A 12,094-nucleotide genomic window follows, 5' to 3' on the forward strand; every position below is an offset into this window, starting at 1 on the left:
CCATGCACACCACACCCCTGCCCCGAACAGCACGCAGACACCGCATCGGACGACGAGCGGCATCGGCCCTCGTCACCCTGTTCGCCGCACTGGCCGGGACCGTCCTGCCCGCCGCCCCCTCCCAGGCCGCCGACACCTCCGTCACCGTCGACTTCTCCACCGCAGGCGGCGCCCCCACCTACCACGCCTCCGGCATGATCTACGGAATGACCCCGGACGGCTCGCTGCCCCAGGACCACTTCTTCAAAGACATCAAGTGGCACTTCATGCGAGCCGGCGGCGCCCAGCTCAACAGCGGCGGCTACGCCACCAGCCTCGCCGACTACCAGACCCGCTGGGCCTCAACCCTGGCCCAGTACAAGCGCACCGCCGCCCTCGGCGGCACCTTCGTCCTGCTGCCGCACGACCTGTGGGGCGCCGACGGCACCACCAGCCAGGGCTGGCCCGGCGACAACGGCGACTGGACCCAGTTCGACTCCTTCGCCGCCCAGCTCATCAGTGACGTCAAGGCCAACAACATGACGGTCCAGTGGGACCTGTGGAACGAGCCCGACGGCAGCGGCTTCTGGGGCGCCTCGCAGACGCAGTACCTCCAGATGTGGTCGCGCTTCTACGCCAAGGTCCGCGCCGCGTTCCCCGCCCAGCTTATCGTCGGCCCCAGCATCGCCGGCCAGCCCAACTCCTCCAACAGTTGGTGGACGACGTATCTGACGTACATCAAGGCGAACAACGTCGCCCCCGACATCTACAGCTGGCACGACGAACCCGGTGACCCTGCCACCGACGTCGGCCGCGCCAACTCCACGCTCGCCGCAGCCGGGTTGACCAACACTCGCGCGTACCAGATCAACGAGTACGCCACCCTGTCCATGCAATCGCCGGGTGGCGGCGCCTGGTTCATCGGCCGGCTGGAGCGGGCCGGTGCCGACGGCCTGCGAGGCAACTGGGCCTCGGGAACCGCCCTGCACGACAACGAGGCCAACCTGCTCACCAAGAACAGCGCGGGCCAGTACCTGCCGCTCGGTGAGTGGTTCATGTACCGCTACTACGGCTCGCAGACCGGAAACATCGTCAAACTCACGCCGGGCACCGGTACCGACGGACTGGCCACCAAGGACAACTCGGCCGCCAACGCCAAGGTGTTGCTCGGTAGCAGTGGCAACACCGGGACCGTGACCGTCAACCTGACGGGGCTCAACACGACGTCTGTCGTGGCCAACAGCCAGGTCCGCGCCATCGTCCAGCGTGTCCCGTACAGCAATGGGGCAGCCGTGACCGGTCCGGAGACCATCGCCGACACCACCCTCACGGTCAGCGGCAACGCCGCCTCGGTGAACCTGCCGTGGACGAACGCCAAGGACGGTTACACCGTCACCCTGCTGCCCCCGTCCAACACGACCGTTTCCACGGTCGCCGTCAGCCAGAACAGCGGTCAGTGCCTGGACGACACCAACCTCAGCACAGCCAATGGCACCCAGTACCAGCAGTACTACTGCGAGGGCGGCCACCAGCAGATGCTCGACCTCAAGCCGGTCAGCGGCAAGACCAACACCTACACCGTCGTCAACGAACTCAGCGGGAAATGCCTGGACGTCTCCGGCGCCTCCACCACCGACGGCGCCGCCGTCATCCAGTACACCTGCAACGGCGCCACCAACCAGCAGTTCACCCTCAACCCCGTCACCGCACTCGGCAACAGCCACGACTACCAACTGGCCGCGGTCCACAGCGGCAAGTGCGTCGATGTCAGCAATGTCTCGACCGCGGCCGGCGCGCAGATCCATCAGTGGACCTGCGACGCGGCGAGCGTACTGAGCACCAAGAAGAACCAGATCTGGCGACTGCTCGGCAAGAGCTGACCGCCGTCACGCACGCCGATGGGGAGGGGCACTCCAACTGCCCCTCCCCATCGAGGGCATTGCCTTGCCTCTCGCTTTCGCGAGAGGCCTGTCCAGGCCTTGATCAAATAAATGGGGAGCGCCGCTGACCTGCAACGATGGGATTTTTCGAGGGTTCTGTCAGCTGCCCAAGCAGGGCAGCCGCGTCTTCATCGCCCCGCTCACGGCGGCCCGCGCGGGAGACGTCTGCGACCGGTTCGCCAATTCTGTCCGAAGACCTCTCACTTGTGGTTACCCACGCGCCGAAGTCTGTTCGCGGGGCGGCGCGGTTGAGGCCCGTACCACGAGTTCGGTGGCGAGTTCGATGTGGTGGGACTCGACCTTTTCGCCGTTGGCCAGGCGGAGGGCGGTGCGGAGGGCGGCACCGCCCATCTCCCGTAGTGGCTGGCGCACGGTGGTCAGTGGCGGTGAGGCCATCTGGGCGAGGCTTGTGTCGTCGAAGCCGACCACGCTCAGGTCTTCGGGGATGCGCAGGCCTCGGGCGCGGGCGGTCTCGATGACACCGAGGGCGATCTCGTCGTTGCCTGCGAAGATCGCAGTCGGTGACTCTTCCAGGTCCAGCAGCACCGTGGCGCCGAGCAACCCGGTCTCGTACGTGAATTCTCCGGGCCGGACATAGGCGCTGGGTACCTGCGCTCCTTCCGCCTCCATGGCGGCGCGGTAGCCGTGCATGCGTGCCTGGTTGCATACGGCCAGGGTCGGTCCGCCGAGATAGGCGACGCGGCGGTGGCCCAGGGAGAGCAGGTGCCGGGTCGCGGCCAGGCCGCCGGCGAAGTTGGTCGCCCCGACGCTGTTGACCCGGCTGTCCGGCAGGTGCAGTGGGTCCAGCACGACCAGCGGCAGCCCGGCCCGGGCCAGTTCGTTCAGGTGCGTCGCGGTGTGCACGCTGGTGACCGCGATGACGGCGCGGCGCCCGGCTGAGACCAGGTCCCGCGCCCAGTGTGGGGCACGGGACGCCTTACTGATCACCACCGAGGCCCCCAGTTCGGCGGCGGAGTCGATGATGCCTTCCAGGGTCTCGGCCACGTACGACTTGAGGCCGCCCTGGAACTGCACCTCGATGGTCGGGCTCTCGACGGCCTCGGTGTGACGGAACACGGGCGCGAGGTAATCGTGCTGATGCAGCAGCTCCTGCACCCGGGTGCGGGTGTGCGCCGCCACGTCACCGCGGCCGTTGACCACTTTGGACACGGTCGCGACGGAAACCCCGGCCGCTTGGGCGATGTCCGCCAAAGTGGTGCGCCTGGCGTTCGGTCGCATCGGTTCCTCTCAGCTGTACGTCCACCAGTGTGGTGAGCCGCCGGTCGGACCGGCAACGCGGGTGGAACCGGTCAACCGTACGGCAGCGCGGCACCGAGATCGTCCAGGGAGGTACCGACGGGCTCCTCGACCTCGACGCGTCCGAGGATGTGCGTGAGATCGCGTCCGGTGAACGCGATCCGATCCGCATGCGCGCCGACCCTCCGGGACCGTGTGCCGCGACCCGACGAGCACCGCGCCCCGCTCCCGCATCGGCGGCACCTCGCCCTGCCGGTGTGACATGACCTGCACCGACAGCGAGTCAGCCGCAGCCATCGCCTCACTCTTGCCCACAACCAACCGATTTCGAAACAGTTTCGGTCCCCGCCAAGGTCTCTCGAAGGTGACTGTCGCCCTATGCTACGCAGCCTGACTGCTGCCCGACAACGCGTGTCTGCACATGTCTTGACAGGGCGTCAGCCCGAAACCTAATTTGCACGGACAGAGCTAGAAGAAGGTTGTTTCGAAAACCTTTCACCATGACTCACGAGAAGCCTCTGGCTCTCGAGTGCGGAGAAAAGACATGGCGCTCTCCCGACGTACCCTCCTCGGCCTGGCCGCCGCAGTGCCGGCCTCCGCGGCGCTGGCGGCCTGCGGCTCGTCCGGCCCCGGCACGAGCGGCGGGGCCACGTACTGGTACCTGAACGGTCAGCCGCAGGAAGGTGTCAGGGCCGGCGCGGTGGACGCGTTCAACAAGGCCCACCCCAAGGAGCAGATCAAGGACACGACCTTCCAGAACGACGCGTACAAGACGAAGATCAAGACCGCCATCGGCGCCGGACAGGCGCCCACCATCATCTGGGGCTGGGGCGGCGGGACGCTGCGCACCTACGCGGAGGCGGGCCAGGTCGAGGACCTCACCTCGTGGTTCGACGAGCACTCCGAGGTCAAGAAGGGGCTGTTCCCGTCCTCGTTCGGCGCGGCGACGGTGGACGGCAAGATCTACGCGATGCCGGTCGAGGCCGTGCAGCCGATCATCCTCTACTACAACAAGAAGGTCTTCGACCAGGTTGGTGTGAGTCCGCCGAAGTCCTGGGACGACATCATGGCGCTGGTGCCCAAGTTCAACGCGAAGGGCATAGCGCCGTTCTCCCTCGGTGGCCAGTCCCGGTGGACGAACATGATGTGGCTGGAGTTCCTGTTCGACCGCATCGGTGGTTCCGAGGTGTTCCAGGCCATCATCGAAGGTGAGAAGAACGCCTGGTCCAACCCGGACGCCATCACCGCGCTGACCAAGGTGCAGGAGCTCGTCAAGGCCCACGGGTTCGTCAAGGGCTTCTCCTCGATCACCGCGGATTCCAACGCCGACCAGGCGCTGCTGTACACCGGCAGGGCCGCGATGATGCTGCACGGGGCCTGGTCGTACGGCATCCAGCAGGCGGATGGCGGGGACTTCGTCTCCAGCGGCTCGCTGGGCTACATGACCTTCCCGCCCGTGGAAGGCGGCAAGGGCGATCAGAGCGACACCGTCGGCAACCCCGCCCAGTACCTGTCCATCTCCTCGAAGGCCAGCGCCGAGCAGAAGAAGGTCGCCAAGGACTTCTTCGCCACGGGCGTCCTCCAGGACGCGGAGGTGAAGGCGTGGATCGACACTGGGTCGGTCCCGATCCGGCTGGGCACGAAGAAGCTGCTGGCCGCCTCCAAGAGCGCCGATTTCCTGCAGTTCACCTACGACATCGCCAGCAAGGCCAAGGTGTTCGGCCAGTCCTGGGACCAGGCGCTCAGTCCGACGGCCGCCGAGACCCTGCTGGACAACATCGTCAAGTTGTTCCAACTGTCCATCTCACCGAAGCAGTTCGCCGGCAACCTCAACGCGGTCATCGGCAAATGAGTTCACTCACCGGCCATCGGCCGCGTCGCGAACCGCGCAGCATCCTGCCGTGGCTGGCGGTGCCGGCGCTGGTGGTCTTCGTCGGCTTCGCCGTGGTTCCACTCGTCGGTGTCTTCGCGCTGAGCTTCACCACGTGGGACGGGATCGGCACCATCCACCCGTCGGGGCTGACCAGTTGGCGTGCGGTGCTCACCGACCCCGGGCTGCCGCATGCCCTGTGGGTGACGTTTTTGGTGATGGCCGTGTCCTGGGCCGTTCAGACGCCGCTGAGTATTCTGCTCGGCACGTTCATGGCGGGCCGCCAGCGCTACCGTGCGGTGCTGGGAGTGGTGTACTTCGTCCCGCTGATGCTCAGCTCCGCGGCCATCGCGATCGCGTACAAGGCCCTGCTGGACCCCAACTTCGGGCTCGGTGCCGGACTGAAGATCCATGCGCTGAGCCAGGACTGGCTGGGGCGGCCCGGGCTCGCGTTCGGAGTCGTCATCTTCGTGGTCTCCTGGCAGTTCGTCCCGTTCCACTCCCTGATCTACCAGGGTGGTGTCCAGCAGATCCCGAAGTCCCTCTACGAGGCGGCGCAGTTGGACGGAGCCGGACGGATCCGGCAGTTCTTCAGCATCACCCTGCCCCAGCTGAAGTACACCATCATCACCTCGTCCACGCTGATGGTGGTCGGATCGCTGACCTTCTTCGACCTCATCTTCATCCTCACCGAGGGCGGCCCCGGCGACGCCACCCGGGTCCTCGCACTGGACATGTACAAGCGGGCGTTCCAGGCCAGTCTGATGGGACCGGCCAGCGCCATCGCGGTCATCCTCGTCCTGGTGGGTCTGGCCCTCGCCCTGCTGCTGCGCCGACTCGGTGGCCGGGACGCCGGCGCGAGCCAACTCGAGGGGGCCTGACGTGACCACCACCCTGACCGAGTCGCGACAATCACAGAAGGCCACCCACCGCGAGCGGCAGCGACGCTCCCGTCAGAAGGCCCGCCGCCACAACTGGGTCGGCGGCCTGGCCGGATGGCTCTGGCTCGTCATTGTCGCCGTGCCTCTTTACTGGACCCTCATCACCAGTCTCAAGGCCCAGAGCCGCTACTACGCGAGTAACCCACTGGTGCCTTCAAGCGACCCGACTTTGGACAACTACCGGCTGGTCATCGAGTCCGACTTCCTTCGCTACTTCGTGAACAGCGTCGTGGTCACCGCCGGCGCCGTGGTGCCGGCGGTCGTGTTCTCCTTCATGGCCGCCTACGCGATCGTTCGCGGTTGGCGCATGCGGGTTCTTCGCGCGGTGAACGGACTGTTCCTCATGGGTCTGGCCATCCCGCTGCAGGCGACGGTGATCCCGGTCTACCTGATCATCATCAAACTCCACCTGTACGACAATCTGCTAGCGCTGATCCTCCCGTCGATCGCCTTCGCCATCCCGCTGTCCGTGCTGGTGCTCACCAATTTCATCCGCGACGTACCCAAAGAGCTGTTCGACTCGATGCGGGTCGACGGCGCCACCGAATGGACGACCCTGTGGCGGCTGGCGGCACCGCTCACCCGGCCGGCCATCCTCACCGTGACCATCTTCAACTCGCTGACCATCTGGAACGGATTCCTGCTGCCGCTGATCCTCACCCAGAGCCCTGAGCGCCGGACCCTGCCGCTCGCGCTGTGGACCTTCCAGGGCCAGTACGGGGTCAATGTCCCTGCCGTTCTCGCCGCCGTCGTCCTCACCACACTGCCCGTCCTGGTGCTGTACGCGTTCGGCCGCCGCCAGCTGCTGAGCGGACTGACCGCCGGATTCAGCCGTTGACCGACGCTGACGCCGTGTCCGGTGACCGGCCCGTGGTCGCGCGGGCCCTGCACCAACCCTGGAAGCAGCGACAGCCCCGGCCCCCGATGGGCGGGCGACGCGGATCCGGGCCGATGCCGGAGCCCGGACGCGATCTGCCCCGCCTTGAGTCCTGCTCGTCTACCTGTTCGCCCATCGCGCCCCGGCCAAGGGTCTGACGGGCGTGGGAAGAAAGTGAACGCCAACGTGGCTGTAGAGAACATCCCCGGAATCTCCCTCTGGAACGACCCCACCGTTTCCGTCGCCGCAAGAGTCGACGCCCTGATCGGCGCGATGACCCTGCAGGAGAAGACCGCCCAACTGTACGGAGTGTGGGTGGGCGCCTCCGACCAGGGCGGTGAAGTGGCCCCCCACCAGCACGACATGGAGGAGGCCGTCGATCTCGACGCACTCCTGCCCACCGGACTGGGCCAGCTGACCCGGCCCTTCGGCACGGTCCCGGTCGACCCCGCCCTGGGTGCGCTCTCCCTGGCCCGCACCCAGATGCGTATCGCCGCCACCAACCGGTTCGGCATCCCCGCTCTCGCGCATGACGAATGTCTGGCCGGCTTCGCGGCCTGGGGAGCGACGGCCTACCCCGTTCCGCTGTCCTGGGGCGCCACCTTCGATCCGGACACGGTGCGGCGCATGGCCGCCGCCATCGGCCGCGACATGCGTTCCGTCGGCGTCCACCAGGGACTCGCGCCCGTCCTGGATGTGATGCGCGACGCCCGCTGGGGCCGGGTCGAGGAGACCATCGCCGAGGACCCATACCTCGTCGGCACCATCGGGACGGCCTACGTGCAGGGCCTCGAGTCCGCCGGGATCGTCGCCACCCTCAAGCACTTCGTCGGCTACTCGGCCTCTCGCGCCGGCCGCAACCTCGCCCCCTCCTCCATGGGGCCGCGTGAGCGCGCCGACGTCCTGCTGCCCCCCTTCGAGATGGCGATCCGAGAAAGCGGCGCCCGGTCGGTGATGAACGCCTACACCGACACCGACGGCATGCCCTCCGCGGCCGACGAGGATCTGCTCACCGGACTGCTGCGCGACACGTGGGGCTTCGACGGCACAGTCGTCGCCGACTACTTCGCCATCGCCTTCCTCAAAACCCTGCACGGCGTCGCGGCCGACTGGGCCGGCGCCGCCTGCACGGCGCTGCGCGCGGGCATCGACATCGAACTGCCCAACGTCAAGACATACGGCGCGCCCCTGACCGAGGCCGTAGCCGACGGCCGCGTACCGGAGGCGCTGGTCGATCGCGCCCTGCGCCGGACACTCACCCAGAAGGCGATGCTCGGCCTGCTCGACCCGGACTGGAACCCCATGCCGGCCGCGCTCGACGGGGCGGACCTGGTCGATCCGGCCGCCCTGCGCGGCCGCATCGACCTGGACGGCCCGGAGAACCGCGCGCTGGCCCGCACGGTCGCCGAGAAAGCAGTTGTGCTGCTGAGTAACGACGGCACCCTGCCGCTCGACAGGCCGCGCCGCATCGCCCTGCTCGGCCCCAACGCCGACGAGCCCGTCGCCGTACTGGGCTGCTACTCCTTCCCCCAGCACATCGGCGTCCGCCATCCCGGTACCCCACTGGGCATTGAGCTGCCCACGCTGCGCGACACTCTCGCCGCCGAATTCCCCGACGCCGAAATCACGGTCGCCCGCGGCACCGGAATCGACGACGGAGATCTTTCCGGCATCGGCGAGGCCGCCCAGGTGGCACAGGAGGCGGACGTCGCCCTGGTGGTGCTCGGCGACCGCGCCGGACTCTTCGGGCGGGGCACCAGTGGCGAGGGATGCGACGTCGAGGCGCTGGTGCTGCCCGGCGCGCAGCAACAACTGCTCGACACCCTGCTCGACCTGGAGACACCCGTGGTCACCGTCCTGCTCGCGGGACGACCGTACGCCCTGGGCCGCGCCGTGGAGGAGTCCGCTGCGATCGTGCAGTCCTTCTTCCCGGGGGAGGAGGGGACCCACGCGATCGCCGGGGTGCTCAGCGGCCGTACCAATCCCTCCGGACGTCTCCCGGTCAGCGTGCCGCGCGGGCCGGGCTCCCAGCCGGCCACGTACCTCGGGGCGCGGCTCGCTCAGGCCACTGAGGTGTCCAGCATCGACCCGACCCCCGCGTTCGCCTTCGGTCACGGCCTGTCCTATACGCGGTTCGAGTGGACTGATCTGAGCGTGGACGTCCAGGAAGCTCCTACGGACGGCGAGTTCGGCCTCGCCTTCACCATCCGCAACACAGGCGGGCGGGCCGGAACCGAGGTTGTCCAGCTCTATCTGCACGACCCGGTTGCCTCCGTCGTCCAGCCGGTGCAGCGTCTCGTCGGCTACACCCGGGTCGAACTGGAGCCGGGCGAGGGCCGCCGCGTCCGTGTCACGGTCCCGGCCGACCTCGCCTCCTTCACCGGACGCGACGGCCGGCGCGTCGTCGAACCGGGCGAGCTGGAACTGCGGCTGGCCGCCTCCAGCGCGGACCCGCGCCTGACGGCCAGGGTCACGTTGACCGGAGCCGAGCGCCACGTGGATCACACGCGGCGCTTGCACACCACCGTCGGGCAGGAGCCGGTTGCCCGGGATTGACTTCCTCCCCCTCCTGGAGGAGGGGGGTTCCTACGGCTCGCGCTGTAGGGGTTCCTGCTTCGACGCCGGCTGCCCGCCAGGAGTGCTCCCGTGAGGTCTTACACCGGCTCCACAGGCCGAGACGGCCAGCCCGGCCGCCTTGATGGTGCGGGCCGCGTTGATGTCGCGGTCATGCACGACACCACAGGTGTCGCACGTCCACGCGCGGACATTCAGCGGCAATTTCGCCGCGATAGTGCCGCAGTTCCCGCACAGCTTGCTACTGGGGAAGAAGCGGTCGATCACGACGAGTTCACGCCCATACCAGGCGCACTTGTACTCCAGCATCGACCGCAGTTGCGTCCAGGACGCGTCCGAGATGGCGCGCGCCAACGTGTGATTGTTCAGCAGGTTGCGGACGGTGAGGTCCTCGATCACGACCGTTTGGTTCTCACGGACGAGCCGGGTCGACAGTTTGTGCAGGTGGTCGCGGCGCCGGTCAGCGATCCGCGCATGCACGCGGGCAACCCGCTCGCGGGCCTTCTCCCGGTTCGCCGAGCCCTTGGCCTTGCGGGACAGCTCCCGCTGCGCCCTGGCCAGCCGGGCGCGGTCGCGCCGCTCGTGCCGGGGGTTGGCGACCTTTTCCCCGGTGGACAGGGTCACCAGGGAGGTGATCCCGGCGTCGATGCCGACCGCGTTCTTCGTGGCCGGAGCCGGGGTAATGCAGTCCTCGCACAGCAGCGACACGAACCAGCGTCCCGCCGCGTCACGCGACACGGTCGCCGTGGTCGGCTCCTGGCCCTGGGGCAGTGGACGCGACCAGCGGATGTCCAGGGGGCCGGCCATCTTCGCCAGCGTCAGCCGTCCCTCACGCCACGTAAAGGCCGAGCGGGTGTACTCGGCCGACGCACGGGATTTCTTGCGGGACTTGAAACGCGGGTACTTCGCACGCTGGGCGAAGAAGTTCCCAAACGCCGTCTGGAGATGGCGCAGCGCCTGCTGCAGCGGGACCGAGGACACCTCGGTAAGGAAGGCGAGCTCCCCGGTCTTCTTCCACTGCGTGAGTGCGGCCGAGGACTGCACGTAGGAGATGCGGCGCTGTTCGCCGTACCAGGCCCGCGTGCGCTCTTCCAGCGCCTTGTTGTAGACCAGGCGCACGCAGCCGAACGTGCGCGACAACTCCGCCGCCTGCTCGCCTGTGGGGTAAAAGCGGTACTTGAACGCCCGCTTGACCTGCCGCGCCATACCTCACGTTCTATCAGCTCCCGTGTGATCGACAGGTGTCGGCCGGTGGACGACGCACGCCGGTCCGCCCGGGCGGCGAACCGGCTCCACCAGCCCTGCTTCGCAGGAGCTTCGTTTCCTCCCCCGGCTGAAGCCGGGGGTATCCACAAAGGAGAGCCCCGATGAACCGGCCGTGTGCAGCGCACGTCGCAGCAGCGGCGGCGCTGTGCACACGGCCCCGAACGCGGTGACGGCCGCAGGAGCCCTCGTCCGCTCAGAGCACGCCGCGCCGGGCGAGGTTGCGCATCAGCGCTCCTACACCGGACGTCCACGGCGCGGCCTGCTCGCTGGGGACGACGGTGTTGAGCAGAGCGCCGAGCCGCGGGCTGGAGATCCGCACGATGTCGCCGTACTCGTGGGTGAAGCCCGCGCCAGGTGCCTGTCGGTCCTCGGTGGGGGCGAACAGCGTTCCGGTGAACAGCACGAAGCCGTCCGGGTACTGGTGATGCGGACCGTGTGTGGCAGCTACCAGGTCCAGTACGTCGCGGCTGATCTCGCGCATGGAACTGCTGCCGTGCAGTACGTAGCCGTCCGTGCCGTCGATCCGCAGGTCGATGTCGAGTCCGCGTACGGTGTCGAGGTCGAAGTCCTCGTCGAGCAGGCGGAGGAACGGGCCGATCGCGCAGGAGGCGTTGTTGTCCTTCGCGCGCGCCAGCAGCAGGGCGCTGCGTCCCTCGATGTCGCGGAGGTTGACGTCGTTGCCGAGCGTCGCGCCGCGTACCCGGCCGCGCGAGTCCACGACGAGGACGACCTCGGGCTCGGGGTTGTTCCACACCGAGGCGCCGAGCACTCCGACGTCGGCGCCGGTGCCCACTGCGGACAGTACGGGGGCCTTGGTGAACACTTCCGGGTCCGGCCCGATCCCGACCTCCAGGTACTGCGACCACAGCCCTTCGGAGACGAGCAGTTCCTTGGCCTTGTCGGCTTCGGGCGATCCGGGACGGATGCCGGCGAGCGTGCCGCCCACCACCTGCCCGATGCGGGCCCGCACCTGCGCGGCCTGCGCCGGATCGCCGCCCGTGCGCTCTTCGATGACGCGTTCCAGCAGACTCCGGGCGAAGGTGACGCCCGCGGCCTTGATCACCTGCAGGTCGATGGGGGCGAGCAGATGCGGAACGTCACGCCGGCCGGTCGGTGCTGCGAGCAGTTGGTCCAGACGCCAGACCTGTCCGCCCTCGGCCTCGCGGACGACTGCTGCCGCGTCGTCGCGTTCCATGAGGTCGGAGACGGTGGGTACGACGGCCGTCAGGTCGACGACCTGCTCGCCGCGGACCGCGGCCACACAAGGTCCGTCGCATTGCGGGTTGTGGACGCGCGCGACGAGTGCGGCCCGGTCGGCGTCCTGCGGCAGGACGGAGCCGGCTGTGAGGACGGGATGAGGGCGCGCTGCTGCTGATTCCACGATCGATGC

The 12,094-nt window shown here is 68.2% G+C and carries 8 protein-coding genes; 5 read left to right on the forward strand and 3 right to left on the reverse strand.

All coding sequences use genetic code 11. The annotated features are described in order from the left end of the window. Positions 1–2: 2 nt before the first annotated feature. Positions 3–1,859 carry an RICIN domain-containing protein gene (locus tag M2283_RS45220; protein WP_280882435.1) on the forward strand — a complete coding sequence of 619 codons (1,857 nt, stop codon included), beginning with the start codon at positions 3–5 and terminating at the stop codon, positions 1,857–1,859. 270 nt (positions 1,860–2,129) lie between these two features. Here the strand turns inward: M2283_RS45220 and M2283_RS45225 are convergent, their stop codons facing one another. Then, positions 2,130–3,158: a LacI family DNA-binding transcriptional regulator gene (locus M2283_RS45225; protein WP_280882437.1), complete on the reverse strand. Its 1,029-nt coding sequence runs from the start codon at positions 3,156–3,158 to the stop codon at positions 2,130–2,132. Between the two features lie 562 nt (positions 3,159–3,720). Between M2283_RS45225 and M2283_RS45230 the strand changes: the two genes are divergently transcribed. The 4 genes from M2283_RS45230 to M2283_RS45245 all read left to right on the forward strand — a co-directional run bounded on the left by M2283_RS45230 (position 3,721) and on the right by M2283_RS45245 (position 9,420). Beyond that, a complete protein-coding gene (locus tag M2283_RS45230) occupies positions 3,721–5,028 on the forward strand; it encodes an extracellular solute-binding protein (RefSeq protein ID WP_280882438.1) in 1,308 nt (435 codons plus the stop codon). Further along, positions 5,025–5,927: a carbohydrate ABC transporter permease gene (locus M2283_RS45235; protein ID WP_280882439.1), complete on the forward strand. Its 903-nt coding sequence runs from the start codon at positions 5,025–5,027 to the stop codon at positions 5,925–5,927. Before M2283_RS45230 ends, M2283_RS45235 begins: the two co-directional genes overlap by 4 nt. 1 nt (position 5,928) lies before the next feature. Further along, complete coding sequence (locus M2283_RS45240) at positions 5,929–6,825, forward strand: carbohydrate ABC transporter permease (protein ID WP_280882440.1); 897 nt, start codon at positions 5,929–5,931, stop codon at positions 6,823–6,825. A gap of 213 nt (positions 6,826–7,038) precedes the next feature. After that, positions 7,039–9,420 (forward strand): glycoside hydrolase family 3 N-terminal domain-containing protein, encoded by a 2,382-nt coding sequence (locus tag M2283_RS45245; RefSeq protein WP_280882442.1) that lies wholly within the window; start codon positions 7,039–7,041, stop codon positions 9,418–9,420. Positions 9,421–9,450: 30 nt separating this feature from the next. On the opposite strand, the gene M2283_RS45250 is transcribed toward M2283_RS45245, so the two are convergent. Then, positions 9,451–10,644 carry an RNA-guided endonuclease InsQ/TnpB family protein gene (locus M2283_RS45250; RefSeq protein ID WP_280882443.1) on the reverse strand — a complete coding sequence of 398 codons (1,194 nt, stop codon included), beginning with the start codon at positions 10,642–10,644 and terminating at the stop codon, positions 9,451–9,453. A 253-nt stretch (positions 10,645–10,897) separates the two neighbouring features. Further along, positions 10,898–12,085, reverse strand: coding sequence for a fumarylacetoacetate hydrolase family protein (locus M2283_RS45255; protein WP_280882444.1), 1,188 nt, complete (start codon positions 12,083–12,085; stop codon positions 10,898–10,900). Positions 12,086–12,094 lie beyond the last annotated feature (9 nt).

It is taken from the genome of Streptomyces pseudovenezuelae (genome assembly GCF_029892565.1).
Lineage (GTDB): Bacteria > Actinomycetota > Actinomycetes > Streptomycetales > Streptomycetaceae > Streptomyces > Streptomyces pseudovenezuelae_A.

Bases quoted from the DNA above. Each gene is read 5' to 3' on its own strand.
- M2283_RS45250 (WP_280882443.1), bottom strand. From the start codon at position 10,644: ATGGCGCGGCAGGTCAAGCGGGCGTTCAAGTACCGCTTTTACCCCACA.
- M2283_RS45230 (WP_280882438.1), top strand. From the start codon at position 3,721: ATGGCGCTCTCCCGACGTACCCTCCTCGGCCTGGCCGCCGCAGTGCCG.
- M2283_RS45235 (WP_280882439.1), top strand. From the start codon at position 5,025: ATGAGTTCACTCACCGGCCATCGGCCGCGTCGCGAACCGCGCAGCATC.
- M2283_RS45220 (WP_280882435.1), top strand. From the start codon at position 3: ATGCACACCACACCCCTGCCCCGAACAGCACGCAGACACCGCATCGGA.
- M2283_RS45225 (WP_280882437.1), bottom strand. From the start codon at position 3,158: ATGCGACCGAACGCCAGGCGCACCACTTTGGCGGACATCGCCCAAGCG.